Annotated in this window: 23 protein-coding genes and 1 pseudogene; 16 read left to right on the top strand and 8 right to left on the bottom strand. The window is 41.5% G+C overall.

Translation table 11 applies throughout. The features are described from left to right. A pseudogene (locus OW495_RS19535) lies at positions 1-495 on the bottom strand (transketolase); the annotation flags it as partial. Between the two features lie 86 nt (positions 496-581). Then, complete coding sequence (gene tal, locus OW495_RS19530) at positions 582-1,532, bottom strand: transaldolase (protein ID WP_029223051.1); 951 nt, start codon at positions 1,530-1,532, stop codon at positions 582-584. 459 nt (positions 1,533-1,991) lie between these two features. On the opposite strand from tal, the gene OW495_RS19525 reads away from it, so the two are divergent. From OW495_RS19525 to OW495_RS19515, 3 genes are all read left to right on the top strand, one after another. After that, entirely contained in the window at positions 1,992-2,984 is a 993-nt protein-coding gene (locus OW495_RS19525; RefSeq protein ID WP_099165687.1) for a sugar-binding transcriptional regulator, read from the top strand. Positions 2,985-3,254: 270 nt separating this feature from the next. Further along, positions 3,255-6,272, top strand: coding sequence for a M6 family metalloprotease domain-containing protein (locus OW495_RS19520; protein WP_289887869.1), 3,018 nt, complete (start codon positions 3,255-3,257; stop codon positions 6,270-6,272). Between the two features lie 546 nt (positions 6,273-6,818). Then, positions 6,819-7,703 carry a LysR family transcriptional regulator gene (locus tag OW495_RS19515; protein WP_289887867.1) on the top strand — a complete coding sequence of 295 codons (885 nt, stop codon included), beginning with the start codon at positions 6,819-6,821 and terminating at the stop codon, positions 7,701-7,703. Here the strand turns inward: OW495_RS19515 and OW495_RS19510 are convergent, their stop codons facing one another. Then, positions 7,704-8,162: a prepilin peptidase gene (locus OW495_RS19510; protein ID WP_102530581.1), complete on the bottom strand. Its 459-nt coding sequence runs from the start codon at positions 8,160-8,162 to the stop codon at positions 7,704-7,706. It abuts the gene before it with no gap. 208 nt (positions 8,163-8,370) lie between these two features. Here OW495_RS19510 and OW495_RS19505 point away from each other — a divergent pair, with 208 nt between their 5' ends. Genes OW495_RS19505 through OW495_RS19445 form a run of 13 tightly spaced genes read left to right on the top strand, consistent with a single transcriptional unit; the run spans position 8,371 to position 19,560 of the window. Then, positions 8,371-8,583: a Flp family type IVb pilin gene (locus OW495_RS19505; RefSeq protein WP_065104638.1), complete on the top strand. Its 213-nt coding sequence runs from the start codon at positions 8,371-8,373 to the stop codon at positions 8,581-8,583. A 54-nt stretch (positions 8,584-8,637) separates the two neighbouring features. Beyond that, the gene (locus OW495_RS19500; protein WP_289887862.1) at positions 8,638-9,417 is read left to right on the top strand and encodes a pilus assembly protein CpaB; all 780 of its coding nucleotides are present in this window, start codon (positions 8,638-8,640) and stop codon (positions 9,415-9,417) included. A gap of 1 nt (position 9,418) precedes the next feature. Continuing rightward, positions 9,419-10,744 (top strand): pilus assembly protein N-terminal domain-containing protein, encoded by a 1,326-nt coding sequence (locus tag OW495_RS19495; protein ID WP_065104640.1) that lies wholly within the window; start codon positions 9,419-9,421, stop codon positions 10,742-10,744. Next, the gene (locus OW495_RS19490; protein ID WP_289887860.1) at positions 10,744-11,205 is read left to right on the top strand and encodes an ATPase; all 462 of its coding nucleotides are present in this window, start codon (positions 10,744-10,746) and stop codon (positions 11,203-11,205) included. Before OW495_RS19495 ends, OW495_RS19490 begins: the two co-directional genes overlap by 1 nt. A gap of 2 nt (positions 11,206-11,207) precedes the next feature. Next, the gene (locus OW495_RS19485; protein ID WP_065104642.1) at positions 11,208-12,401 is read left to right on the top strand and encodes an AAA family ATPase; all 1,194 of its coding nucleotides are present in this window, start codon (positions 11,208-11,210) and stop codon (positions 12,399-12,401) included. Beyond that, positions 12,398-13,663: a CpaF family protein gene (locus OW495_RS19480; RefSeq protein WP_289887858.1), complete on the top strand. Its 1,266-nt coding sequence runs from the start codon at positions 12,398-12,400 to the stop codon at positions 13,661-13,663. Before OW495_RS19485 ends, OW495_RS19480 begins: the two co-directional genes overlap by 4 nt. Then, entirely contained in the window at positions 13,660-14,574 is a 915-nt protein-coding gene (locus OW495_RS19475; protein WP_065104643.1) for a type II secretion system F family protein, read from the top strand. Before OW495_RS19480 ends, OW495_RS19475 begins: the two co-directional genes overlap by 4 nt. Then, positions 14,574-15,440 (top strand): type II secretion system F family protein, encoded by an 867-nt coding sequence (locus OW495_RS19470; RefSeq protein WP_017077518.1) that lies wholly within the window; start codon positions 14,574-14,576, stop codon positions 15,438-15,440. Before OW495_RS19475 ends, OW495_RS19470 begins: the two co-directional genes overlap by 1 nt. Then, positions 15,437-16,567 (top strand): pilus assembly protein TadD, encoded by a 1,131-nt coding sequence (locus tag OW495_RS19465; RefSeq protein ID WP_081276277.1) that lies wholly within the window; start codon positions 15,437-15,439, stop codon positions 16,565-16,567. Before OW495_RS19470 ends, OW495_RS19465 begins: the two co-directional genes overlap by 4 nt. Further along, positions 16,564-17,100 (top strand): TadE family protein, encoded by a 537-nt coding sequence (locus tag OW495_RS19460; RefSeq protein WP_102344181.1) that lies wholly within the window; start codon positions 16,564-16,566, stop codon positions 17,098-17,100. The genes OW495_RS19465 and OW495_RS19460 overlap by 4 nt, the downstream gene beginning before the upstream one ends. Then, a complete protein-coding gene (gene tadF / locus OW495_RS19455; protein WP_065104645.1) occupies positions 17,090-17,674 on the top strand; it encodes a tight adherence pilus pseudopilin TadF in 585 nt (194 codons plus the stop codon). The genes OW495_RS19460 and tadF overlap by 11 nt, the downstream gene beginning before the upstream one ends. A 1-nt stretch (position 17,675) precedes the next feature. Further along, on the top strand, positions 17,676-18,992 hold the full coding sequence (locus OW495_RS19450) for a VWA domain-containing protein (protein ID WP_017111666.1): 1,317 nt from the start codon (positions 17,676-17,678) through the stop codon (positions 18,990-18,992). A 1-nt stretch (position 18,993) separates the two neighbouring features. Beyond that, complete coding sequence (locus OW495_RS19445; RefSeq protein WP_017077523.1) at positions 18,994-19,560, top strand: OmpA family protein; 567 nt, start codon at positions 18,994-18,996, stop codon at positions 19,558-19,560. Positions 19,561-19,697: 137 nt separating this feature from the next. Here the strand turns inward: OW495_RS19445 and OW495_RS19440 are convergent, their stop codons facing one another. The 5 genes from OW495_RS19440 to OW495_RS19420 all read right to left on the bottom strand — a co-directional run bounded on the left by OW495_RS19440 (position 19,698) and on the right by OW495_RS19420 (position 26,524). After that, entirely contained in the window at positions 19,698-22,001 is a 2,304-nt protein-coding gene (locus OW495_RS19440; RefSeq protein WP_029223640.1) for an EAL domain-containing protein, read from the bottom strand. Between the two features lie 384 nt (positions 22,002-22,385). Further along, on the bottom strand, positions 22,386-23,234 hold the full coding sequence (locus OW495_RS19435; protein WP_289887847.1) for a sulfurtransferase: 849 nt from the start codon (positions 23,232-23,234) through the stop codon (positions 22,386-22,388). 35 nt (positions 23,235-23,269) lie between these two features. Further along, the gene (locus tag OW495_RS19430; protein ID WP_289887846.1) at positions 23,270-23,584 is read right to left on the bottom strand and encodes a hypothetical protein; all 315 of its coding nucleotides are present in this window, start codon (positions 23,582-23,584) and stop codon (positions 23,270-23,272) included. 184 nt (positions 23,585-23,768) lie between these two features. Next, the gene (locus OW495_RS19425; RefSeq protein WP_102328329.1) at positions 23,769-24,377 is read right to left on the bottom strand and encodes a hypothetical protein; all 609 of its coding nucleotides are present in this window, start codon (positions 24,375-24,377) and stop codon (positions 23,769-23,771) included. An 11-nt stretch (positions 24,378-24,388) separates the two neighbouring features. Beyond that, on the bottom strand, positions 24,389-26,524 hold the full coding sequence (locus tag OW495_RS19420; protein ID WP_289887845.1) for an LruC domain-containing protein: 2,136 nt from the start codon (positions 26,522-26,524) through the stop codon (positions 24,389-24,391). Positions 26,525-26,575: the final 51 nt, after the last annotated feature.

The following is a 26,575-nucleotide window of genomic DNA, read 5'->3' as shown; positions in this document are numbered from 1 at the left end:
TGCTTCGTGAGAGATACCTTCCATCAGACAGCCATCACCCATGAATGCATAAGTGTAGTGGTCTACGATGTCGTGGCCTTCTTTGTTGAACTGTGCCGCAAGTGCTTTCTCAGCCATCGCCATACCAACAGCGTTGGTGATGCCTTGACCTAGAGGACCTGTAGTCGTTTCGATACCAGGAGCGTAACCGTACTCTGGGTGACCTGGAGTCTTAGAGTGCAGTTGACGGAAGTTCTTAAGATCTTCAATTGAAAGCTCGTAACCTGCTAGGTGAAGCAGAGAGTAGATCAGCATTGAGCCGTGGCCGTTAGACAGGATAAAACGGTCGCGGTCAGCCCACTCTGGGTTTGATGGGTTATGGTTCAGGTGAGAACGCCAAAGTACTTCAGCGATGTCAGCCATACCCATAGGTGCGCCTGGGTGACCAGAGTTTGCTTGTTGTACGCCGTCCATGCTTAGAGCACGAATTGCGTTAGCTAGATGTTTGCGGTTCATAGAAACTTCCGAATAAAAATTAAGATAAACAAATTGATAAAAGTAGGGGAACTGAACGTTCCCCTATTTGAAATTGGTAAGAGTGATTACAGCTTAGCTGCGATCATGTCTTCTAGTTTGCCTTGGTCAACGGCGAAGTTGCGGATGCCTTCAGCTAGCTTCTCTACAGCCATTGGGTCTTGGTTGTGATCCCATAGGAACTCAGCGTGAGTCATTGCAGCAGGACGCTCTTTAGTACCGTTAGAGTCGATTAGCTTCTCTACTACTTCGCCTTCAGCCGCTTCTAGGTCAGCTAGAAGTTGAGGAGCGATAGTTAGACGGTCACAGCCAGCAAGTTCAAGGATCTCACCGATGTTACGGAAGCTTGCGCCCATAACAACAGTCTTGTAGCCGTGCTCTTTGTAGTAGTTGTAGATGTCTGAAACAGAGATTACGCCTGGATCTTCTGAAGCTTCGAAATCGCGACCTTCTTTCGCTTTGTACCAGTCCATGATGCGACCAACGAAAGGAGAGATTAGGAATACGCCAGCTTCAGCACAAGCACGAGCTTGAGCGAAAGAGAATAGAAGCGTTAGGTTACAGTTGATGCCTTCTTTCTCTAGGATTTCAGCAGCACGGATGCCTTCCCAAGTAGAAGCCAGTTTGATAAGGATGCGGTCGTTAGTGATGCCAGCGTCGTTGTACATTTTGATAAGTTGACGAGCTTTAGCAACGCTGCCTTCCATGTCGTAAGAAAGACGAGCATCTACTTCAGTAGAGATGCGGCCAGGTACAACGTTAAGGATTTCTTTACCGATGTTAACGTTAAGCATGTCACAAGTGTCTTGAACTTGTTGTGCTTTGTCGCCACTTTGTGCTTTAGCGTATTCGATAGAAGCATCGATTAGAGGTGCGTACTCAGCAATTTGAGCGGCTTTAAGAATTAGAGATGGGTTAGTTGTTGCATCTTCAGGAGTGTACTTGCTGATAGCTTCGATATCGCCAGTGTCAGCTACAACAGTTGTTAGTTTACGAAGTTGCTCTAATTTATTGCTCATTTTGATCATCCTATGTATCGCAGAACACCCCTTTAATGGGAGAGGTGTGGGCATTTGCAAGCGAACTAATGAAGTTCCTCATGGTTGTACCAGTGAGTCAAACTTACATTAATTTAAATTTTTCTCCGAACGAACATTTGCACAGAACATTTGATCGCTCGATGAGTAAATGATGTAGCCATATTTATCCGATCTAGCCCCAAAGTCAACGGTAAATAGTGCTGTATGGTGACTTCAGTCAAATATATTTCGCTCTAGTAATCATGGGGTATGCAAGCAAACGTTTAACGAACAAAGTGAGGTGAATTAATCAACAGCAAAACTATGGTTATAATGCTGAGCAAATGTTCCTTGTTGTTACATATGCTCAGGGTGTAAGCTTGTGTATCACTTACTGAGCTCTCCTATATTAGGAAGTACAGCAGGTAAAATAATTGTTAAATATTGGTTGAGTGGTATATGAGTAACAATATCCAAGATGTTTCCGAAGAAAACACTGATCTCCTAACCGAAGTCGCCGTTGCCTACTATCAAGATGGTGCGACTCAAGAAGAGATCTCCAAAAAGTTCTCTATCTCTCGTGCAAAGGTTGGTCGAATGCTCAAACAAGCCCGCGATGAAGGGATTGTTGAGATCACCGTGAAATACCACCCTGTCTTCAGTGCCAAAATTGAACAGCGTCTCATCGAAAGGTTTGGTGTGAAGCGTGCATTAGTCGCTCTTGATCAGCCAAATGAAGATAAGCAGCGTTTACAGGTTGCGGGCTTGGTGTCGAACTATCTAACGAGTACCTTAAAAAACGGCATGGTAGTGACGGTCGGGCAAGGTCGAAACGTATCATCGGTCGCTCACCATACTGGTGTGATCACGCCACGTGACTGTAAATTCGTATGTGGTATCGGCGGTATTCACCCAAGAGGCGGTATGTTTAATGCCGACCATATATGTAGACAGCTAGCTAAGAAGTACGGCGGTTCATCAGAAACCTTATACGCGCCAGCTTATGCAGAGAACAAAGCACAAAAAACCGCATTCATGGAGAACAGTACTGTTAAGCAGACACTCGATCTAGCCCGCAAGGCAGATGTCGCATTAGTGGGTATTGGTGATATGAGTGAAAACAGCTATATGGTCGACCTAGGTTGGTTTACGGCGGGAGAGGTCGTCCAATCTCGTTTACTTCAAGGTGTCGTCGGTGACTTTGCGGGTTATGACTTTTTTGATGTACACGGCAAAGCCGCAAACACTGTGATGAGTGACCGAGTCATCGGCTTAGGCTTGGAAGAGTTCCGCCCCATCGCAGAGGTAATTGCTATCGCTGCCGAGAACAGTAAGCCATTAGCTCTGTTAGGTGCACTAAGAACAGGTGTGGTTGATGTGATTGCGACTAGTGTAAGTAATGCTTTGACGGTACTTAACTTGGATGAGCAGATGAAACAAGTATCTCAATAGTTTTTTGGGGAAAGATCTATTATTTGAATAGGTACACGGATTAATCAAAAATTAATCGAATAAAAGATAGAGTTATCTATTACCTATCTTTTTTATTATAATAAATTTATGCAACTATAAGTAATGTTTATATTTTTAAGATTATAAATATTACTTATAGGTTTAGTTAGAAAGTTAATTGGTTAATATATTTCCTCATTGATAAGGTCTCGTTTCATTTAATAAATGAATTATCTCTTTCTGAGAAATTCGACTAACGAGATTAGCCTAATGAGGACAACATTAATTTGTACATTTATTACAGCGCTCATTGCTGTTTACTCTGTACAAGCGACTACTTTACCTGCGCCGACCTGGCACACGATGACCTTTATTGATGGCAGTACAAAAGAACTGCGATTAATGGGCTCCCAGCATATGTTTTGGTATCAAGACCATGATGGTCACATATACGTTCAGAACACTGATAACCAATGGTATTTTGCCAAATACGAAACAAATGATGATGGTACAGGCAAAGTTGTTTCTACTGGAGTGCTGGCTTCGAGTGAAGCTGAAGTGCCAATAGAATCAAACATAAAAAACCTGAAAATCGATCCAATACACTTCAATGAATCTTTTGACTCACCGGCTGCAAACCTTAAAAGATTTAATCCAATAGAAAATCAACGATCACTTCTAAAAAGTCCCTCGAAAAAAAGAATCACTGAGCAAGCTTTGTTGGTAGTACAAGTTAGCTTTTCAAACGAACAGATAGAAAATGACTTTCAGTCGACGATATTTGGTGAAAATCAACAAAGTGTTCAAGATTACTTTCTTAAAAATAGTTATGGGAATTATAAAGTTGTTCCGGCCAAAGAAAACGAAGGAACAAAAAACGATGGCGTTATTAATGTCACGTTGGATATAGATCATCCAGATTGTCACTCTAAGTCTGAAAGTAATTGCCAAAGTAAACTTAATAATGTGTTCACCAAGGCGTATGAAGCGTTAGATGTTGACTTTAATCTCTCTCAATACGACTACAACAATGACGATAGTATCTCCCCACAAGAACTGTCCGTTATGTTTGTGTTTGCGGGTAATGACAAATCTAGTGGCACACGTAAAAAACCCACTATTTGGCCGCACAAGTTTGCTCACCGAACTGTCGAGATAGACGGGAAGCGTATTAGTGCGTACTGCCTATTCGCAGATTATCAAGGTGACCACCAATCAACCATGGGTGTTATTGCTCACGAGCTTGGACACCTGATGTTAGGGCTGCCGGATCTATATTCTTACAAGCATGACGGTTCCATTGGGCATTGGGGACTAATGGGAGGAGGTAGCTGGGGGAGCAAACCCAGTGATCAGTATGCTGGCGAAACTCCCGTTAACATGTTGGCGTGGAGCAAAGAGGCATCAGGTTTTTTAAAGCCGAAAGTACTCTCTAATAACGGCAGTGTCGACATAAACACAATCAAGGGCGAAAGCGTTATTCACCTCGATCCTTACCTCAAGCAATTTGGCCCTCGCGCTTACGTTGAAAATAGGCGCAAAAACAATTACGACCAAGCGCTTCGTGGAGAGGGCTTACTAATAACAGCAGTGAATATAGATAACCAATTCAACAGTTCGGGTCCCATGCAAGTGCAAGTTTTCCAAGCCGATGGAGAGGGCTTACTTGAGAGCGGCTTTTCATCTGGAGACAATGGTGATGTTTTCCCTGGTAGAGAATCGGTTACTAATCTTTCTGATGAGTCCGAACCCTCCTTAACGACGATTACGGCAGGAAGAAAGACGGATATCTCAATAACCAATATTGTCAGTGACGATACCAAAGCGAGTTTCTCTTTATTAGTGCCTAACTCAAACAATAAATCGTCTTGGGTAACCTCTTTTGGAAGGACTTATCCGCGCTACAATTCAAATACCAACGTTCTAGGCTTCTCCATTGATGTGGTTAAAGGCAAACAAGACATTGCGGGGATTCATTTTTATGCGAAAGCAACGAGCGTCGCGATGCCTATGTTCTATCGTTTGGTGGAATATCCATATCAATCAAGATTCGGCAATGCTGTTATTGATGAAAAGGCTGCTCGATTGTTACAGCGAGGTATCGCTCAGCAAGGTGGTGGACAAATCATTTTTGATGAGAAAATTAAACTTGGCTTGGGCTCTAAGTTAATTGTCCTAGAGATCGAAAATGGTACTCCTGAATACTCAACACAGTTTTTAGATGCGTATTTAGGAGACGGACAAAGGAAAAGACAGTTTTCAGGAACCATCTCTGATTACAAAACTCGAGGTTTGAGCCGTGGGTTTGGCCAGAATTTCCCTTTTGCAGTACTTTTTGAACTTCCGACACAAAACAAACCTATTGTTGTCGACGATAGGATATCGACCGATGAAGACATCCCTTTTATGCTCGATCTGTTGGCGAATGATATAAATTTACCGAAGCCCAATAATTATGTTGTAGAACTAGGGCAGAAGCCGACTAAAGGGGCGATAAAAGATGGCACTTACTTTCCATTTTCTGATCAGTTTGGCCGTGACAATTTTACATACCGTTTGGTAGGTCGACTTGGGGATAAGACGGACTTTGCTCATGTGGACGTTGAAATAAATCCAGTGAATGATGCCCCGAAGTTCACTCTAGATCGGCTACACGCAAAGTCTGAGCCTGGTGAAACCGTAATATTCACAGTAACTAATATTATCGATGTCGATTCTTCGGAGCATCAAATCACGTGGTCTCAAGTACAAGGACCAAGACTGTCGTTAGGTGGCGCACAATCTAAAATTCTTAAAGTGACGATACCTAGTGATGCTTTGGAAGGTGAGCAATACAAACTTTCTATTATGGTGAAGGACTCGTCAGGAGGGTATACAAAGCAGTCTGTAGTGGTTGATGTTCGAAGAAAGCAAGCATCACTCTTGGGTACTAAATCTTTGCAAGTAAAATATGGAGATGAAATCGATTTGGTTCCTAATATTAAAGGAGATGTTCACACATTATATATATTGGAATCTCCACGTAATGGTATTGCAAAAATTGTCGATAGTAAGATCATTTATAACGCACCGGTTCAACGTAAGTTGGCTCTATATGACACTATTAAATATAGGGCTCTATCGGCCAGTGGTGATGAATGGATTGGTTCATTCGATATAGAAGTTCTACCGAATGTTTCAAATGAATCTTCGGTTCCTATAACTCAAAACGATTCGTCAGGGGGAGGTTCCTCATTGTCTATTCTTTTAATTTTGTGTTTACTCTTCCGATTGAGAGTACAGCGATAGAATAAAATGACAAAAAAGAGCTATATTGGTTAGCTCTTTTTTTTGTCCGGTTCTAAATTTTGCTCCAAAAAATGAAACAATTTGTCGCATTTATGAATCAAGATATACATTTATAGGCATGTAGTTTCACTTGTGTGCAATCTAGATCACAAAAATGAACAATGCTCAGTTTGAGCAACTTTTGAACTTTAGCCTTATAAATGTTGATTATTTACATAAATTTCAAAGCTTTTACATATCATTAAGGTGGTGAGTGCATAGGTTTTGGTTATAATTGTGTTGATTGTCATTTGCTCTAGGAGTGTGTTGTGTCAGGACTCTGGTACACAAAGGGCAAGTGGAATATGTTGTTTGTAAAAGCACATAAGGATTTGTGAATCAGTTGTTGGTGCGGAAAAATTATTTTTTTATTTAGATGGATATAAACATTATTTATGACTATATAAATAATGTTTTTTTGTATCTGAATGGCACTATTGTTACTTTTACGCTGATTTTTAATAAGAATAATTAATAAAATAACGCAACATCGGGGTAGTTTGCACCATGAAAAACGTCAACAGGTCTATCGACGTCAAATATTTAAGAACATTTTCACACGTTGCTAAACACAAAAGTTTTACAGTTGCAGCTGAGTCTTTATTTATGACACAGCCTGCGGTTTCTCAACATATTAAAAAAATCGAGAATACGATCGGGGCGAGTATTTTTGATCGAAAGGAAGGGTTTTTACTCACTAAACACGGAAAAGTATTACTCGATTACGCAGATCAAACAATGTCTATGTACGAAAGGCTGTTTGAAGATCTAGAAAAAGTTGAGTTACGAGATCAATTCAATATAGCGATTGCTGAATCTTTTTGCTTCGAGATGGTTGAACGTGTAATCAATGAGTTTCGAATGTTGAATAATATAGACTTGTCCATAAACAGTTTTACTAAGTCTTCTCTATTGGATTCGTCTCGCTACGACTTAATATTCACGATGGATAGAATTTCACAAGATAATGGAAAATCCTATCAGTTAAAAACTGTGAATTATGTTATCGCACATTCTAATTCACTTGACCCGCACGAGTGTTACCCTCAGAGAGTTGTTTATTGTAGTTCTTTACCTAAATCTTATGTTCAAGAGTTGCTTAATGACTATAATATTGATTCTTCACATGTATCAAGCTGGGTAAAAACAAGCTCATGTCAGTTCTTAAAAAATGAACTGGAAACCAACGGTACTATTCTCGTTTTTCCTGAGTGGTCAATATGTAATAATAATTGTAAAACAATACCATTACGTCAAAAAGTGAATATGTATGTTTGGTGTAGCGATGAGATTTCACAAGAATTAGAGACATTAGGAATTAAAGATAAGATTCAACAGTTATTTCAAATAAGTGATATTTCGACACCTGTATTGAATCATAATGTTATGTAATTAGTTTGATAATATTGATACTGTGCTAAAAATAAAACAACTTAAAGCAATAGGTATCCCGTAAGGGATGCCTTTTTTATAGCTATCAAAGCCTACCACTTTTCCTATTATGTACATAATGGAAACGACCACACCACCAAGAAACCCTATAAAAATCAATGTTGCTACAACTAGTTCGGGTTGTATACCAATGATTAAGGCGCAAAGTAACTTTACATCTCCAGCGCCAATCACTCTTAGGTACCAAAGTATCAAAAACACCACGAAGCAGAGAACTGCAATAGGTAAAGATGACATCAAGTGGCCATTATGCAACGCGACGAAAATGCTAAATATTAAAGCTGTCTTACTGAGATTGTTTGGTATCTTTCTATGCTTCCCATCGAAAAAACACACGCATACTAATATTAAAAAGTTTACAAAAATTAAAGTGGTATAAAATAATAAATCTATATTCATAAATATAGGGTATAGGTAATAGTTATCTATATCAATACAAACCATATTGTTAATTATTATAAGCTCATAAAAAAAATTCATGCGAGTGAAATAAGTTTATGTTATGCGATCATAATAACTATTAATTGGATGTATGTTTTTGTATCGGGTAAATTTTACTCGCAATTTCAATTAGACCAATGGTCAATATACTTTTTATAGGATTATTATGTATTACAAAACTCTTGCAAAACTAGCTGAACTAAAAATGAAGTTCGAAGATGATGTACGCGGTGTTACCGCTGTGGAATATGCAATTATTGCTGTTGTAATGTCGGCTCTAGTATTAGCGGCATTTCAAACTGATGCGCTTAAAAATGCTATCACTGGTGCATTAACTAAAGTGACCACCAATTTGACTACAGCTACTACAGGCAAGTAATCAGCCACTAAGAATAATATATAAAGGGGCTTTTGCCCCTGTTTTAGGCTTAATATGAACAGAATTATCATTCTCCTTCTTGTCGCTTTTTCTATTTTCTCTACATTGATTTATATCAATATGAACTATATGTCATCTGATGAAGCTCCACAGGAAGTTCAGCAGAAAGAAGAACCTAAGGTCAGCATTTTAGTCACTCAGAAAGCGATTAAACGTTCTCAACCGTTGGCTCCTAAATTTTATGACAAGAAATTTGTTCATATATCTGACTTAAATGGTTACTACTATACGTTAGAAGATGACCTTATTGTTGAACCTGGTGCTCTATTTAAAGAAGACATCTCTGAAGGTACTTACTTAACACAAGATATGATCTCTAACCCTGGAGATCGAGATTATATGTACCTGTCACTAAATGACGGTGAATTACCTTATTTTTATGAAGTAACCGGTATTGGAGTAGTACAGACCGCAACCCTTACCCCTGGTGATAAAGTGAGCTTCGTTTCTACAACTTCTTCAAAATCAAACCTCGTTGAGAATGGCTATGGAGATATCGGGGACCTCGTTAGTCGAGTGATTATCAGTGGAGCGCGAGTTTTACAGGTAATAAAAGGGAGCAGTGAAGATACTGATTCAGAAGATGCCGAAGACAAAAAATACAGCTTAGTTATTGCATTAAATATGCGGAGCGTTTTGAAACTCGAAATGGCTCAAAAAATCGGTGATGTGAATATTATTCCATCTGAAATCGAGAATCGCTATTTATCTATCCGCAGTAGTGACCTTTTAGAAACTCAGTTCGGTGTCAGAGAATTACGTGGTAAGGAATAACATGACTTTAAAGAAGAAAAATATAGCCTTGCTATTGTGCGGGATTCTTTCTTGTCCATTACTCGCATCAGAATTAATGAACTTGGATCAAGGCGCCGCGAAAACCATTAATTTGAAGCGACAGATATCAACGGTATTTGTGGCGAATCAAGAAATAGCGGACTACAAAATTATCGATGAAAACAAGGTTGTGGTTTACGGCGTTGGCCAGGGTACTACCTCAGTGATTGTTTATGATCGTGGCGGAAATGAAATTTACAATGCGGAATTGGTTGTCAACCAAAGCTTAAGACTTCTTAAGCAAACGCTCATTGCTCGATTTCCTGATGAAAGCGTTATGGTTTCCAATGTCGGTGACCAAGTGGTATTAGACGGTATTGTCGGTAGCGAAGAGATTAAGAAAAAGATTCATCGACTGGTTGGTGAAATGCTGAAGAAAGAACGCCGACGCAAGACATACGAATTGAAAGATGCTGGTGGAGAGGTTTTAGACGAACTGGAGTTCACCACTCAATATTACTATGACCAAGTCATTAATAATCTCAAAGTGCTTACGACTGAACAGATCAACGTTAAGTTGACGGTCGCAGAAGTTTCGAGCTCTTTTCTTACCGAGTTAGGCGTTACCTATAGTGACAGTGGAGAGCCGGGTACTTTTGTTAATAAGCTCCTTGATTTTACGGCTCAAGATATTGTTTCTGTTATCTCCGCAAGTGGTGATGACAAAATCGGGCGGGTATTGGCCGAACCCAACCTTTCTGTTATTTCGGGTGAGCAGGCTAGCTTCCTAGCAGGGGGCGAGATACCAATCGCTGTTCGAGATGAAGACGGGATAACCATTTCATATAAAGAGTATGGAGTTAAGTTGGCCATGGTTGCCAAGGTTACTGATACGGAAAATATCCGTTTAACCTTGATCCCTGAAGTCAGTTCTATTGATGAATCGAACAAAACTACGACAGGTCTAATTTCTGTGCCTTCTTTAAGAACTCGACGAGCTCAAACGACGGTTCATTTAAAAGACGGGCAAAGCTTTGTTCTGGCGGGGCTACTTACGTCAGAAGAGCGAGAGTCGTTAACCAAGATACCAATTTTGGGGGACATCCCAATCCTAGGGGCTCTATTTAGCCACACTTCTACGAACCGATCTAAAACGGAATTAATCATTGTTGCGACTGTCAATCTCGTTGATCCCGTCGAGCAAGAACAAGTTAAGTTACCAAGCTTTAGACGTACCAGTGATCTCGAACGATTGCTAAGAATAGACCTCTCAGATCTCGATGAACCTGAGTTGGAAGACACGATTAATCAAGGAGGGTTCAACTAATGAGATGGATCGTTATTACTTTAATAGCTTTTTTCACTTCTGCTTGTACTCATCTTGATACCAGTAACTCTAGTGTTATTGAACAATTAGAGGAACGCTTTGAATTTGACATGACGACTGATGAAGTTTCGATGCCCCGTTCTGTGGCTTTTATTCGAGATCTCAACGTAAGAGAGCCAAAGGCAACGTTTTTAGTTAGATATAAGCCTAATGCGAGTGAGTTTGTCGCGAAGTTAAGCGATCGATTTAAGTCAGAGTCCATCTCTAAAGACAGATATAAAGTCGAGCTTGCCGATCATGACCAAGAAAAAAACATCCTAATCATAGGTCGATATGTCCGAATTAAAAGCAGTGACTGTGGCGTGATGGTGTTCTCTAAAAGGGAAGATTATCAATTTGGCTGTAGTGTCGAACACAATCGTAATATTAGCTTGGTCAATCCAATTAAGAAGGCGAAATAGCTATGGACTTGGATATCTTGTTTCGTAATTCGTCTTCGAAAATGAAGTCGACAGTTGAGGCTACCGATCTCATTGTTTCAGACGATAGCGCCTTAACTGAATCGATTAATGATCTATACGCGATTGAAGGCTTTCCTAAACCACTTGAAGTGACTGATATTGATTTAGATGGTGTTTGGAATCAGTCAAACATCAAGCTGAATCATGTTGTACTTGATCTTCGCAGCGCATCCAACGTTATTGAACAAGTGTCCGAGATTTCTATTCGCTTAGATGTGAACATCTCTTTGCTTGTTCTCTGCGATGTCGACTCTATAAAACTGCGTAACCAAGTGCACTCTCTGGGTGCTACTTATGTCTTGTGGGACTCTGAGCTTGATGCGTTACTTGCGGCATTAAAAGCGACGCAAGAAGGGGAAAGCACCGTAAAAAAAACGCGAGTAGCTAAACGTATATTAGTGTTGGGAACCAAAGGCGGCATTGGAGTATCTTGCGTAAGTTCTGTTTTAGCACATTCCTTAGCAGAGCAAGCAAACCTAAAGACACTCTTGGTGGATCATGATTCAGGAGCGCTAAACAGCGACATTTATATTGGTGTAAAAGGCTTGAAAGCCAAACACAATAGTATCGATTTAAATCAGATCGACATTGACAGTGCGATAGCGAAAACCTATGTGCATGGCGTTAAAGAGAAACTTGATTATTTGGTTCTAGAGAAGAATGTTGCCTGCCTCTCTGATCATGCATCGACGCTGTACAACCTTTCGAGTCAACTTATTGATCAATATAACTTTATTATCGACTCAGCGCCGCTGTCTTGTTACGAAGAGATGCATGATCAGGAGTTATCGGATAAGTATCACCGTATCTTCATTGTTTGCGAACCTTCGGTCTCTTCATTGCGTTCATATAACTCGTTGAAGAAGAAGATCGGTAAATCTGAACACCAGATTATTTTTAATCTGAATAGACCAGCGAAAGACTTCATGGTGACACTCGCGAGTGCGAAAGAGAGGATCAAAGCCAAAGATAGCATTGATTTTATGTATGAGCCGTCACTTGAAAAAATAGTGGTGCAGCAGGGTATTAATGAGCTGCTTAAATCTAAGTCCTCGACTGCCGTTCTGAGTATGGTTGCCACGTTAACAGGCAAGAAAATTAAAACCAAATCACGTTTCAGTTTGTTTAGAAAATGAATCAATTAAAAGAAATTTACATCCAGCTTCGAGATGAAATCTTCGATGCTTTGGACGCCGCGACGCTTGTTGAAATCAGTAATCAAGAGCTAGAAGAACAGCTTAAAGATTCAGTCAATATATTGATCGACAAAAAGCAATTGCAAGTCAGTTCTCTTAAGCGCGTTGACCTAGTCAAAGCATTGCTCGACGAGTTAAAAGGCCTTGGGCCGCTGCAGGCTTTAGTCGATAACGATGACATATCGGATATCATGATCAATGGACCTTCCGATATTTTCATTGAAATCAATGGCAAAGTTGAACAGTCACCCATTCAATTTGTTAATGAGAAGCAACTGAACACCATCGCTAAACGAATCGCTTCGAATGTAGGTCGTCGTATTGATGAATCGAAACCTCTTTGTGATGCTCGTTTGATGGATGGCAGTCGTGTCAATATTGTAATTCCACCGCTTGCAATAGATGGTACATCTATCTCTATTCGTAAGTTCAAAGAACAAAAAATTAGGCTTGAGAATCTAGCTGAGTTTGGTGCCATGTCTGTGGAAATGGCAAAGCTGTTGTCTATAGCCAGTCACTGCAAGTGCAACATATTGATCTCTGGTGGTACGGGTTCAGGTAAGACGACATTGTTGAATGCGTTATCTGGGTTCATTGGTGAAACTGAACGTATTGTTACCATTGAAGATGCTGCTGAGCTACAGCTTCAAAAACCTCACATCGTAAGGCTTGAAACTCGACAAACCAGCGTTGAAGGGACGGGAGAGATCACCGCGCGTGACCTTGTGATTAATGCCCTTCGTATGCGTCCCGACAGAATCATTGTGGGTGAGTGTCGTGGTGGTGAAGCCTTTGAGATGCTTCAAGCCATGAATACTGGCCATGACGGATCTATGTCAACATTGCACGCTAACACACCTCGTGATGCCATTGCTCGTACTGAGAGCATGGTGATGATGGCAACAGCCAGTCTGCCAATATCAGCAATACGAAGAACCATCGTTAGTGCAGTAGACCTTATCGTTCAAGTTAAGCGCCTCCACGATGGCAGCCGTAAGGTGATGTACATTTCTGAAATTATCGGGATGGAAGGGGATAGCGTGGTGATGGAAGACATTTTTCGTTATGAAGCTACTTCAAATTTCAAAGATGGAAAGATGGAAGGTGAGTTCAGAACACCCGGTTTATCGACTCGTTCTGTGATTTATGAACGTGCAAAATTCTTTGGTTTAGAACAAGCAGTAAAGGAGATATTTACATGACCTTAATACTGATTGTTTCATGGAGCGCTTTGCTACTTTACTTCCTTATCCATCGTTCTCGTCAAAACAAAAAATTGAGCAGCTTAATTGAGATGGAAGCTGAATTTGAAGGGGTTAAAGGTGTTCGCTCTGTTATTGATTCACAACAGTTTGAAGAGAGTTACAAAGCCCGGTTGAGGAAAAGTTACAAGAAGACTATCAAAGTCTTTCAACCTAATATGTCTTTGAAGTTAATCCTATTTGTGTCTGTGACAGCATCGGCAGTCTATGCGATCAATGAGTTTTTCTTGCGTCAGGATTATTTCGTTTGCTTACTCCTTGCTGAACCGATTTTGTTCTTTGTTTTTTACACAAAGTTAAAGCAAAGACAGATGGATCGTTTCAAAACTAACTTCCCAGACGCTTTGAACATTTTGAGCGGCGCTATTTCTTCTGGTCAAAGCATCATTCATGCGTTCGAGTACGTGGGTAAGCAGCTTGATAATGATGTGGGCAAAGAGTTCAAACTTATGGCTGAGCGGTTACTTATTGGTGAAGACCCTGATGATGTTCTTGAGCGTAGCAGCAATACTTTTCCTTATTTAGAGTATTTCTTTTTCGCTTCAACGATAAGAATCAACCTAGCTCGGGGTGGTCAGCTCAAAGATGTGATCAATAAAATTAATCGACTAATGTTTGATTCTCGAGCTGTTGAGAAAAAGAAAAATGCATTGACCTCAGAAGCGCGAGCTTCTGCCAAAATTATCGCCTGTTTGCCCGTAATTTTTCTTATCATCTTGAAGTTTACAAGCCCTGAGAACTACAGCTTTGTTATGTTTGAGGAAGCGGGACAACCTATTTTTTATTACGTTCTAGTGAGCGAATTATTAGGTTTCTTTTGCATCTGGCTGATTTTGCGAGGTGTCAATTGATGGACTTTGAAACCGCAATTGTTTGGAGTGTCATATTTATTATCTCTATGGTTCTAGCAACGTATTGCTTGCGTTTCTGGGATAACACGAGAGCAAATATAGAAACTCGAAAAATAATTGGTTCAACACGCGAAGAAAAGAAACGAACGGATTTATTTAAGGCTATTTTGTCTCGGCTTAGTTTCAATAAGCATGAAACTAAACGGAAATTAGTCGCAGCTGGTTTTTACAATGACTTCCTTGCTGATGCTTACTATTTATTGAAAATAATCCCTTTTAGTATCTGCCTAGTATTAATTGGTCTTGACTTCTTTAACGGTAAAACCGAAGTAATATTTTCTTTGCTGTATTTATTGGGGGCCTTATTAGCGTTTGTCATCGCGCCGGATTCCTATGTGTCTGCTCGAGGCAAAGCCAATATAAAGCATATCAGTTCAAGGTTACCTTTTTTACTCGATCTTATGAATGTTTGTGTCCATACCGGTATGACTATTGAGTCTAGCCTAGAGTACTTGGCGAAAGAACTTCACTCAGTAGACAGTAACCTTGCTCATGTTGTGAGAGTGACAGTCGAACGCTCGCGCCTGGTGGGTCTTGAAAAGGCATTGGAAGAATTTTACGAACTCGTACCAACCAGTGAGTCACAAAGTTTCGTAATGACCTTGGTACAGAGCCTCCAATTTGGTTCTTCTGTCGGTCCCGTATTATCGACCTTAGCTACTGATATTCGAGAGCTAAACATGATGGATTTAGAAGAACGGATTGGAAAGATGGGGGCAAAAATGTCAATCCCACTTATCGCTTTTATCATGGTTCCTATTGTTGTGCTAATTGCTGCCCCTGGTATTTTGAGGATGTTGATGTGATAAGAAAGTATATATTAACCGTAATCATGTTGGTTTTAATCTCTGGCTGTACAACGGTTAATAATCAACTTGATACCAAAGAACAATTGCTTATTGGATCGGGTGATTCACAAAAGCTTATAGAGTTTTATAAGGCGAATATCCAATCTGACTCGGTATATAAAGTAAAGCTTGTTAATTTGTATCTAGATCTTAAAGATATCAAATCGGCTGAATTATATCGAAGCACCTATAGTGAAAGTGACCTTGATGATCCGGAATTCATTCTAACCAATGCTCGAATTTACTATCAGAAAAAAAACTTTGAGTACGCATTAGAAGAGCTAAAAAATTATCGGGATGAAGGTGGAGCAGAATATGAATATCAACTTTTAACCGGAAAAATATTAGCGCAACAAAAGCGATTTACCGAAGCTATTGAGCATTTTGAGGAAAGTCGCAAGCAAGGAGCCTCAGACAGAGAAGCCGGAAACAATATCGCCGTTGTAAAAATAATGCAGTCTGACTATTTGGGTGCGACGGACATTTTATATGACCTTTACCTGTCAAATCCAAACGACCAGAGAGTGAGTTCTAACTTGATTCTATCTTCGGTTAAATCTCAGCGACCGGATATCGCATTGGAAGTTCTAAAACATTCGAATAGTGATGAGCAGGCTCACAAGCAGCTATCTGCATTAATGAGGTCAATATCTAAAAGCAAAGGGAAGAAGGCCGTGACACAGTCAACGATAGAAATGGAACAACAGCTTATTGGTTCTCAAGTTAATTCAGGTGGCTTTGTAGCACCGACATCGCGAGTCAGTAAATTAGATACGACCGGGGAGTTTCAAGCTTCTAGACACAGTGTCGATGGCTCGGTGCTTGACCCAAGAAAACTTAAACCCGGTGCAAAACCTATTTATCGAGTACAAGTGTTAGCGACGTATACGGCGATTCCTTCGGATTTCTTGAATTACTTAAAAACAAATTATGGCTCTGTTTATTCGTATACACATGGATTGTGGAAGCGTTATTGCATTGGTGATTTTAATGACTTAGATGAAGCGAAAGCGTTCTTAAACAGTATCGATATTAAGGGAGCATTCGTTGTTGATTACACCAAGAAAAGGTATGTCCGACTATGAAATCGTTTAAACGAAAGCAAAAGGGGTCGTTGACGGTTGAAGTTGCCATGGGTATTCCGATCTTTCTGGCTATTGTCTTTGGGTGGGTTGAAATTTGTATTTTGACCTTCTCAATGAGCATGACTGATCACGCATTAACGACTGCGGTGATGCGAACAAAAAAAGCGGGCGACTCGAACAGTAGTAACTCTATTAACTACGGCCAGATGATCAAAGACGAGTTGGACAAAGCGGGCGGATCTTTGTGGAGCAACGTAGTCAAAGAGGGGAGTGTAGTTATTCATGTTAACTATTTTCGAGACTACGAGGGATTTTTGAAATGCACGGATACTTACGCTTCCGCTGATAAATGCCCAGATAAGAAAGATGAACCAGAAGATATGGCATTGGCTGTTTACGCTTTGGAATACACCTATGATCCGATTGTATCGATATGGTTCCCAGATATGCCTATTAAGCGTGAAATTATCACTATTCAAGAATATGAAAGATGTTCATTCAAAATTGGTCAGGGAGCGGGTTGTGCAAGTTAAACAAAAAGGTGCATTTGCTGTTGAGTTGGCGATGGTTTTGGTCTTTGCGTCAGGGATCTTTGTTGTTGTCGTGAACCATATGCTAGCCATCAATAAAAAGGGTCAACTCGACAGAGCTTCTTATTCATTGACCACCATCTTTGCTGAACGAAAACAATTGTTTAATGCCAATATGGATATTTGTGCGGGTGACTGTCGAAAAACAGAACACAACGCGTTTGTGATTGCTTCTGCTTCGATGAAACGAATGATTCCAAACTTTGATAAAACCAAATTTGGGATGCGTATCGACGAGATAAGACTAGAAGAAACGGCTTTATCTGGAGGGAAAGTGAATTACCGAAGGGTTCAAAAGACTCTGACCAAAGGGAGCATACACGGATGTGACTTTCCAGACATGAGTGATATCACCAAAGAAAAAGCAATAGAAATACTCCCGCTGACATCACGAGGCCGCAGATTACCTATGTATCAGGTGTCTCTTTGTTATGAAATCCCAACTAATTTGATTGGGATCGCCAACGGAGAGATTTTTCGGCTTGTAAGTACATCTTATTCATTTGCGAGGGTTTAAGGTGAAATCGATAAAGAAAAACCGAGGTGTCGCCGGTATTTTGTTCGTTGGTCTATTGCCTATGATGGTTATTTTCATGGCCTTTTCGATGCAGATGTCTCAACAAATGCTAGCACACACGAGGTTATTGGAAGCTGCGGAAGTCGCTAGCTTGGCTCTCATCGCGAGTCCTAAAGAGGACGAAGAAAAGAACGTAAAGTATGCACGCTATTTAGTCGATAGATACGTTGTTGATAACACAGATGATGTTGATGTTGCGGTGTATACAAGTAAGTGTGAGTACAAAGATGGCTGTGTTCAAGCTAGTGGTGAACTCGCTCCGTTTAGTGACTTTGTGGTCAGTGCGACTGCCAAATATACGTCTTGGATCGCGTACGAAGAGATGAACTTAAAGCCAGAGTTTTCGGTGAGTGGGCGAGCAGTTACGCGCAAGTATCTCCCTCAGCCTGTTGATGTCTACTTTATCGGTGACTTTAGTGGTTCTATGGGTAACCCATGGAAGAACGGAAAAATGAAGCTCGATGTCGTGAAAGAGACCATTAAACGAGTCGTCGATGACATTGAAGAGTTCAACACGGAAGAAAAAAGCAGAGTAGCTTTACTCGGGTACAACCCGCTTCATGTTAAAAAAACAGACAAGATTGTACGAGTTAACGCCTATGGTTATTACGGTTCATGGCGAAAGAAATACGCTTATGATTACGCTCGAAACTCTCCTGCGACAACGGTTAGGCGAATGTTTGACAAGCCCGTTGTGTATAACGAAATTCTCGAACCAAAGTGGGGGATGAGTCGATACGAGATTGAGCGAATCTATACTCAGAACGTTAATTTTTCTAAGTATTACAAGTTTTATGATATCCCATTGACTGAAGACTATGACGATTTTCGGTCTCAATTAATGAGTACTCAATTACAAGCGGCAGGGGGAACGTCATCTTGGAATGGAATCATTGCTGCAGCGCAAGAGGCGAACAAAGCAACCAATCTAAACCCTGAGCAAGTGTTTATTGTTTTATCGGATGGTCAAGATGGTGATGATAGTTATTTACAAAAATTGGTGGATCAGGGGTTATGTAAAAAGCTGCGCTCAACCATTTCAGCGAAACGAAATCGTTTCCAAAGTAATGCGCCAACTGAAGCTGAGAAAACGAAAGTCACGATGGGCGTCATTGGTATTAATTATAAAGTGGCAGAAACCGATGGCTTTGGAGATTGCTTTGGTAAGAAGAACATCTATCACGCTAAAGATGGCGAAGATGTGTACAAGTACATTTTGAATTTGATTAATGAAGAAACCGGAAAACTAAAGGATTAACATGAGATACCTAGTGATTTTATCTACGATGCTAATGTCTCCATTGGGCTATGCAAACTGCTTGGGTGATGTTGGCGAATACGTCACTTCGAAAATGTTGGTGTCTTCTCATACTGTTACGACACAAGTGACTGGGAAGCTGGTAGAGCTAAATGAGAAACCTCAAAATGAGGTGATCAATAGAGAGAGTGAAGTGATTCAAATCGGAGCTCAAGATGATGTGTGTTTCTATGATAAAGCGACGCAATCCCTGGTGCTTAATTACCCAACTAATGTGTATCAATTGGATGAAAGCCACAAGCAAGTATTAGGTCAGTACCTTAGCTTAGTGAGTGATAAGTCCAAGATTTATATAGAGGGTCACGCAGATAGTGTAGGCAGTAAAAGCTACAACAAAGCCCTGTCATCTCGCCGTGCCGGACAAGTGGCGAGCTACTTGAAGAAAGATCTTCACCAAGGAAGTCGCATCGTTGAATATGCGTATGGCGAAAGCGCACCTATTTGTAAGGTTGTGGACAACAAGGCAACAGGTTGCAATCGACGAGTTGTGATAACAGTTAAGTCGTAATGGGTTTTGTTTTCATTGTCTGTGTTTTTATTTTTTGGGCCGCGATGTTAAGCGGTGTATAAAGGAAAGGGAGCCTGTTTAGGCTCCCTTTTTTGATTCATCGCGTTATTCGCGAGCTGGGAGAGATCAACTGGCAGCTATGCCGTTGGTTCTGATAGCTCTATTGTCTCAACCTGAGTTGGTGCTAGATACTCGCATAGTTCATCGTAAGGAATAGGGCGAGAGAAGTAATAGCCTTGCATTAAATCACATCCACATGCCTTTAGAATCGCGAAGTGCTCGTTCGATTCTACGCCTTCTGCCAATACCACCATGCCGAAGTTCTTACCTATCGCGATAATGTTTTGCACCATAGTGAGTGACTGTTGGTCTACAGCGATGTTTTCAATGAAACTCTTGTCAATCTTAAGCTCATCAATAGGAAGTGCTTTCAACATGCTCAATGATGAGTAGCCTGTGCCGAAGTCATCTAAAGATATTTTGATATTCTTTTCGTGTAAGGCTTCGAAAATAGGCTTCACTATGTCTACGTCTTCAATGAACAAGCTTTCGGTAATCTCAAGCGTTAAGCAACTTGGAGAGAACTGATACTTCTCAAGCGTTGCGAATAAGTGTTCTGAGAACGACTTATGTGAAAACTGACGTACGGATATATTGATCGAAAGACCGATTTTTTGTTCTGTCGTTCGGTGTAAATGGGCGATTTGCATAATGCTGGACTCGATAATAAAGGTACCGAGTTTTTGCATCAAACCAGTGCTCTCCGCGACCGGTATAAACACATCGGGTGGAACAAACCCTAGCTCGTCATCAATCCAACGAACCAGTGCTTCGACGCCATGAGTACTCTCGTCAGTGCGAACCAAAGGCTGGAAAGCCATGAACAGTGTTTGTTTCTCAATAGCAATACGTAGCCGTTGTTCTACTTTCATTTTGTAGAGGTGAGCGTCTTGCATGGCTGTGGTGAAAATGCTGTACGAGTTTTGCTGCTGCTTCGCTTTATACATAGAAATATCGGCGGAGCGGAGCAGACTATCGAGATCTTTTCCGTGTTCAGGGAAACGCGCAATACCGATGCTACAGCCCAACAAGAACTGAGAATCTTCGACCTCATAAGGTTGGGAAAGAACTTCGATAAGGCGTTCCGCCAGTCGTTTAATCTCGGTCTCACTCGTCATCGGCGTTAAAAACAAAAACTCATCACTAGACTCGCGTACCAATAAGCTGAGTCGAGAGCGAAATCGCATCAAACGCAATGCGATCTGTTTGAGCACCTTGTCACCGAAGTCGTGCCCGTGGGTATCATTGACACATTTAAAGTTATCGATATCGATAAACAACAGCGAGAATTGCTCTGACTCATCCTCAATCCATTTACCAATGTTTCGGCGCATGTATAAGCGGTTTGGTAGAGAGGTTAATGGATCATGGTTAGCCTGATAAATGAGTTGGCTACGAGTGCGCTGTTCATTCTTGGCAATCGACTTAACCAAAAAGTAGAAACCAAATTGAAGAAAAATAAAGGCAACGAAAAGAATGCTGAACTCTTGTATAAATATGCTATCGACGTGAGTTAGATCCGTACGTCCAACCACCCATAATTTGTAGTTTGGGATGTATTTGGCGCTTAATAGCGCGTGATAATTGCCGTCATCGACGACAAAGGAGTACGTTGAATCTTCATTTTTAGCGTTATGAACACTTAAGCCAGTTTGTTGAACAAAATTTTCAACGGACAGTTTTATGGTGCTATCGCTGATAGGTTTTAAGTACGAATCTAAATTGTTGATGTCGCTAGAGTGAAACTGTCGATAGCGGTCTTCTCTGACCAAACTTAACGTATTGTAGCTACCAGCATGTGCATTGTTTTCAAATACGATTGTGCTATCTAAGCGCAAGCCAGCAGTCATAACGGCATCAACTTTCGTACCATCAATGGAAATGGATTTTCTCAAAGGGATAACGAGGCTGTTCAGAGAGTCTTGAAAGTAAGTTCGTCCCAAAACCATTTTGTCACTAGACATGGCTTCTAGAAATGAGTCTCTAGTGTATGGGTATTGGAGTAAGTTTCGCTGATCAGACAGTTGCATGTTGGAACTGATGGCGAGATAGTCCCCTTGGGGATTGAGTAGCCCAAAAGCTGCAATCGCAGGGTGAGTATCTAGCAGTTTATCCAGTATTGGTCGAATTTGAATGGAGGCAGTACGAGTGAAGTCAGACTGCTGGGCGAGTTGGTGCCCAACCACTTCAAGCAGTGCTTCTTGACTGGTCAAGAGTGAGCTTACAGAGCTAGAAAAAAGCTCGACTTGGATATGTTGTTGCTGGGTGAAGTCATCTCTGTTGGCTTGCCATTTAGTTACGCCCAACGCGGCGAAAAGTATCAGGGTCAGTAGTACGATCAACGCGTACAGCGACCAGATATTTTTCTTAAATAGAGCCATGAGATGCCTTTTGTTGGTTACTACTTTTAACAGAGTGCAAGTGACAAACTATTGGGTCGTCAGCGTGATTCATGTAACGAAAGATACAAACATCAATGATGACAGTATCAATGATTAAATAGTGTAACGACTACGAGCAGAGATTCTTGAGTGAAATATTATTATTCACCGCATTGATAACGATTTACCCAAGGTTAATCACGGTTTATGGTCAATAAATCGCTATAGATTAAAATGCAACCGAGTAAATCCAGATTTGTTTTCAAACGACGTAGCATTACCGCAAAGCAAAAAGCTTACTGTGTGAGATGTTAAGTCATCACTACGAGTAAGCTCTTTATGCATGCGCAGTATATTCTAACAGTGGCAGTAAGCGAAGTTGAATTACTTTTTAGTCACAGCGATGGGTAATTTCTCGTTAGCGCCCCATTCAGTCCATGAGCCATCATAAACACCCATTTCACCTGAATATCCGGCCAGTTTAGCGGCCAATAAAATGATGCAAGCCGTCACACCAGAGCCACAGCTAAAGAACATAGGTTGAGAGGGGGTTAAGTTTAGGGTCGAGAAAATGTCAATTAACTCTTCTTGAGGTTTCAATTTACCTGCATTTAAGACTTGTGCGAATGGTAGGCAAATGGAGTTCGGAATATGTCCGCTGCGCAAGCCTTCACGTGGTTCAGGAACTTCTGAATCGAAACGAGCTTGTGAACGTGCATCCAGAATGTTTGCACTTTTGTCATCGGAGTAGTTTTGGATTTGCTGAGCATTTACAAAGTGGTTGTCTTGAATTTGGCCTTCAAAATTGCCCGCTTTTACTTCGGTTCGATAGTCAGTCTCTGTCGCGTAACCGGCTTTTATCCAAGCAGGTAAACCGCCATCTAAGATGAATACGTTGTTGTGTCCCATCGCCATAAACATCCACCAAGCACGAGGCGAAGCAAAAGTTCCAGAGTTATCGTAAACCACGACTGTACTGTCTTGATTGATACCAATTTCGCGAGCACGAGTGTTGAAGTGTTTTTCGGAAGGGAACATGTGAGGAAGCAAGGTGTGCTTGTTGCAAAAATCCTTGTCGTAATCAAAACGAATCGCACTAGGTATCATTTGTCCTTTGATCTTTTCTGACTCACTTGGGATCTGAAATTCGATACTGGCGTCGAGGATTACAATGTTGTCTTCTTCTAGCAAACGTTGTTGGAGTTGTTCTGGTGAAATGAGTGGCTGATTCATTCTTCTTATATCCATTCTTGTTGTTATATCGGCGACTAAGGCGCAGCTCGGCAGTGGATGAACTGATAGCTGCTTTGTCCGGTTATTTGATTGTTTAATGTATCAAGCGCGACCACAGAATCAAGAGGGCAGTCTGTTGTTGGTGGAATGGAAACGCGAAATATTTCGTTGTTTTGAGTTTCAACCGTGAGGTAGCGCCTATGTCCGTCTAGGGATTGAGTGAGCGTGTTAGAAATCACTTTGGCTTGAATACGTTGCCCTGTCTCTGAGGTTAAAGGGAAGTAGGTGAGAGCCAGCAGTAAACCGACACCACACATTAAGATAAATAGACCTATTTTAAACTGTTTCATGAGAGTAAGTCTTTGAAGGTTATATTGAAAAGATAAGTCAGATTGGCAGTAAAGTGAATGTAATCAATCAGAAAGTTTGAGTGGCTATCCATTCTTATACGATCAAAAAGTGAGCATCGCTGCTCACTTTGGATTGATACAGAATCAGTTTTTCATTTGTTGACGACCAAACTGTCTCCGCCGATTACCAAACTATCTGAGAATCACTACTCGATACCACTTGTTGTAATGGCGGCTGACCGTCATAAAACCAAATTTCGACCAACAGTGATTCGTGATTGACTGGAGCCGTAAAGTTAGACGCGAATACCCCATTATTTAACGAGCCTGCAATCACTTTACTCGAATAGTCCGGTTTAAAGGTCGAGTCATCTCGTGTGCTGAAACGGCTATAAACCGTGACAAAGGAGCGAGCCGTTGAAATGCTGCTGATGTCGATGTCGAGATCAAACTGCTCAATAGAGCTGTAATCAAAGCCGTCGGGTACGACTACATCGGCCATCGTATAGATTGGTGTCGCTGCTGCACTTGTCGCTAGAGATGTCGTTCCTGTTACTGGAGTTGAAGGCGCTGCTGGCGTCGACGGTGTTGCTGGAGATGGTGTCGATGCACTACCGCCGCCACCACCACCTCCTCCACACCCAACTAATATCAGTGGAGTGACAGCGAGAATAACAGTCAACGATTTCTTCATGTTCCAAGTTCTGTGTGCAGACATACCATCTTCCTTAGCTAGGTTGCGACTCGAATCAACGCAATGAGTTTCTCGATAGTGTTTATTGTGAATATTCATAACGTCTCTCCTTAAGGTTCGTAGCGTTGATTGTCTGCTGGTGATTGGTGCCATGTCTGGTTCGTGTCACCACCGGACTCTGCGTATTGTTTGAACTCAGGGTAAGCGGTAACAATATCCACATACTCTAGCGGCCATTCCCATTCATCGGTTGACGTAATGATCAGTGCCCAAGGGTGGTTCTCTGCTGTTTTGAAATACTTACCTGTTGATGGATTACTGTCATCGACACCTAATCCTGCCTCAAAGAGATTAGCCGTATCAAAGGCTTCTGTTGGTGCTTGGTCTGGCAAGTGAACCTCCCAACTGCGCCCTGGGTGCAGAGGTAGATTTTCACCGTGATAGTAACCCGGTGTTGCAAAGATGAACGGGTCGTAAGGCATGTCTGTCCATGTGTCGGTACTGATACCTGAGTCAGACAAGCTGATACCGATTTGGAAAGAGAACTGCTCGCTTTCTTTACATGAGTTACTGGTTCGGTAGAAAGTACATGACGTGTCTATTTTCGAAGTTAAGTCCTCGGCGGCAACAAATATCGCCTCACTACGTCCTTCCTCCATGTCTAAGTCAGTAAAGACACCATTGTGTTTCATGTAAGAGTTACCGTTGTCTACTGATGATGGTGCTAAGTTTGGTAGGCGCACAGCAAAGCCGTTTCTATAACTTGCTCCAACCGCGGCCAAGCGACCGTCGATAGTGGATTTAACCACTTTTCCGTCTTTTAAAATCTCTGTGATGCGATACATAATCACAGCATCATTCATGTCGTAGTCGGCTTTATAAGGCCAGTTATCTTCATACGCCAAGGTTGCGTAACCAGAAGCACTTGGGAAGTAACGGGCTGTAGCGCCGTCGTTAAGAACATCAACTTGAATATCAACTACCTCACCAGATGTAGAACCACCAAAGTAGCTCAGGTTGGTTTGTTGGCTGAATCTGAAGCGAGCCCAAGTAGTCCCCGTTAGTGCGTTGATATCGACATTTAGGAACAGATCGTTTTCACCAGCATCCAGTTGGTAGTCGGTAAATACTTGTTCGTTAGCACCATCGAAGCTGCCATCTTGGTTCCAGTCTATCCACGCCGAAAGGTAACCGGTTGTTGAAGCTTCAATCACCACTTTTGAATCAAGTCCGGCTTCAAGTGCGGTAACAAAACCGATACCACCGTTTGCCCATTCATCATCCACCCCGACAGTTTCATCTGATTGAGGTGTGACATAACCATCTAAATCCGCATCTGGAGGCGTTGTACCTAACCATGTGATGCCATCAAGTTCATGTCGAGGGCCATTGCTCGCCAGTAAGGTTAGGTAGCTGTCTGGAGCATCACCGAAGTCGATGTTTGAGTCTTCATCAACAACAGGTGCATTAGCACAACGAGCACCATCGTTTTGTCCAGAAGCTGGACCATTCGAAACAAATTCAACGGCTGGAACAATACCTGCCGCGATATTGGCAGCGTTGTCTGGAGACAGATTGATACGGTAAATTTTACCGTCTTGGTTTCGAGATACGTAGTAGTAGCCGTTGACATCAAAATAGCCAGCGCCGAACGTACCTAACTCGCCGGTGTCTCCGATGTAGGTTTCGGCACCAGTTGTAGGGTTGAAGCTGTATAAGCCACCAGAGTTATTATCGATACCATATAAAGAGCCATCACTTGGATGAAAGGCGAAATCAGTCAATTTTACGGTTGCTGGGCTGCCTACAATTTTGTTAACGGTAACAGTCGCATTTGGATCGGCATCTAAAGGCGATAGGTCAACGGTGAACAGTCCCTTACCTGTGCGGTATAGGTAGTAAACATGGTCGTAGACATCGCCTACATAAAAGGTGTGATCGGTTGGTAAGCCACTTGTGTTGATGACCTCTGCTTGGAAGTCTTGGCCAAGACGCACTAAGCGTTTGTTGGTGGTCTCATAGCCATAAATATATCTGTCTTGAAAGTCGAAACCGACACCATTGATGTTGGCATTCATGCCTGTATCGTCTTCTAACAGGGTGGTTGAGCCTGTCACTAGGTTAACGCCCCAAACTTGCACTGGGGTGGATTGAAAGAGGTATGCCTTACTCGGGCAGGTATCGAATGGCGCTGCGTTGGCGACCAATGGTGCACTTAATAGCAAACTTAACGTTGTAATTCTCATATCTACATCCTTGTGATGGAAGGTATAGATACTTTTACAAGTTACGTGCCA

The sequence above is a fragment of the Vibrio sp. 14N.309.X.WAT.E.F5 genome (assembly GCF_030397615.1).
Classification (GTDB): Bacteria; Pseudomonadota; Gammaproteobacteria; order Enterobacterales; family Vibrionaceae; genus Vibrio; species Vibrio lentus.
Note: the sequence above shows the minus strand (reverse complement) of the source record. Positions and strands in the feature narration are given on the sequence as shown.

What these genes read in the sequence shown, in the direction of transcription:
- tal (WP_029223051.1), bottom strand. Translation starts at nt 1,532, where the DNA reads ATGAGCAATAAATTAGAGCAACTTCGTAAACTAACAACTGTTGTAGCT.
- OW495_RS19525 (WP_099165687.1), top strand. Translation starts at nt 1,992, where the DNA reads ATGAGTAACAATATCCAAGATGTTTCCGAAGAAAACACTGATCTCCTA.
- OW495_RS19520 (WP_289887869.1), top strand. Translation starts at nt 3,255, where the DNA reads ATGAGGACAACATTAATTTGTACATTTATTACAGCGCTCATTGCTGTT.
- OW495_RS19515 (WP_289887867.1), top strand. Translation starts at nt 6,819, where the DNA reads ATGAAAAACGTCAACAGGTCTATCGACGTCAAATATTTAAGAACATTT.
- OW495_RS19510 (WP_102530581.1), bottom strand. Translation starts at nt 8,162, where the DNA reads ATGAATATAGATTTATTATTTTATACCACTTTAATTTTTGTAAACTTT.
- OW495_RS19505 (WP_065104638.1), top strand. Translation starts at nt 8,371, where the DNA reads ATGTATTACAAAACTCTTGCAAAACTAGCTGAACTAAAAATGAAGTTC.
- OW495_RS19500 (WP_289887862.1), top strand. Translation starts at nt 8,638, where the DNA reads ATGAACAGAATTATCATTCTCCTTCTTGTCGCTTTTTCTATTTTCTCT.
- OW495_RS19495 (WP_065104640.1), top strand. Translation starts at nt 9,419, where the DNA reads ATGACTTTAAAGAAGAAAAATATAGCCTTGCTATTGTGCGGGATTCTT.
- OW495_RS19490 (WP_289887860.1), top strand. Translation starts at nt 10,744, where the DNA reads ATGAGATGGATCGTTATTACTTTAATAGCTTTTTTCACTTCTGCTTGT.
- OW495_RS19485 (WP_065104642.1), top strand. Translation starts at nt 11,208, where the DNA reads ATGGACTTGGATATCTTGTTTCGTAATTCGTCTTCGAAAATGAAGTCG.
- OW495_RS19480 (WP_289887858.1), top strand. Translation starts at nt 12,398, where the DNA reads ATGAATCAATTAAAAGAAATTTACATCCAGCTTCGAGATGAAATCTTC.
- OW495_RS19475 (WP_065104643.1), top strand. Translation starts at nt 13,660, where the DNA reads ATGACCTTAATACTGATTGTTTCATGGAGCGCTTTGCTACTTTACTTC.
- OW495_RS19470 (WP_017077518.1), top strand. Translation starts at nt 14,574, where the DNA reads ATGGACTTTGAAACCGCAATTGTTTGGAGTGTCATATTTATTATCTCT.
- OW495_RS19460 (WP_102344181.1), top strand. Translation starts at nt 16,564, where the DNA reads ATGAAATCGTTTAAACGAAAGCAAAAGGGGTCGTTGACGGTTGAAGTT.
- OW495_RS19445 (WP_017077523.1), top strand. Translation starts at nt 18,994, where the DNA reads ATGAGATACCTAGTGATTTTATCTACGATGCTAATGTCTCCATTGGGC.
- OW495_RS19440 (WP_029223640.1), bottom strand. Translation starts at nt 22,001, where the DNA reads ATGGCTCTATTTAAGAAAAATATCTGGTCGCTGTACGCGTTGATCGTA.
- OW495_RS19435 (WP_289887847.1), bottom strand. Translation starts at nt 23,234, where the DNA reads ATGAATCAGCCACTCATTTCACCAGAACAACTCCAACAACGTTTGCTA.
- OW495_RS19430 (WP_289887846.1), bottom strand. Translation starts at nt 23,584, where the DNA reads ATGAAACAGTTTAAAATAGGTCTATTTATCTTAATGTGTGGTGTCGGT.
- OW495_RS19425 (WP_102328329.1), bottom strand. Translation starts at nt 24,377, where the DNA reads ATGAATATTCACAATAAACACTATCGAGAAACTCATTGCGTTGATTCG.
- OW495_RS19420 (WP_289887845.1), bottom strand. Translation starts at nt 26,524, where the DNA reads ATGAGAATTACAACGTTAAGTTTGCTATTAAGTGCACCATTGGTCGCC.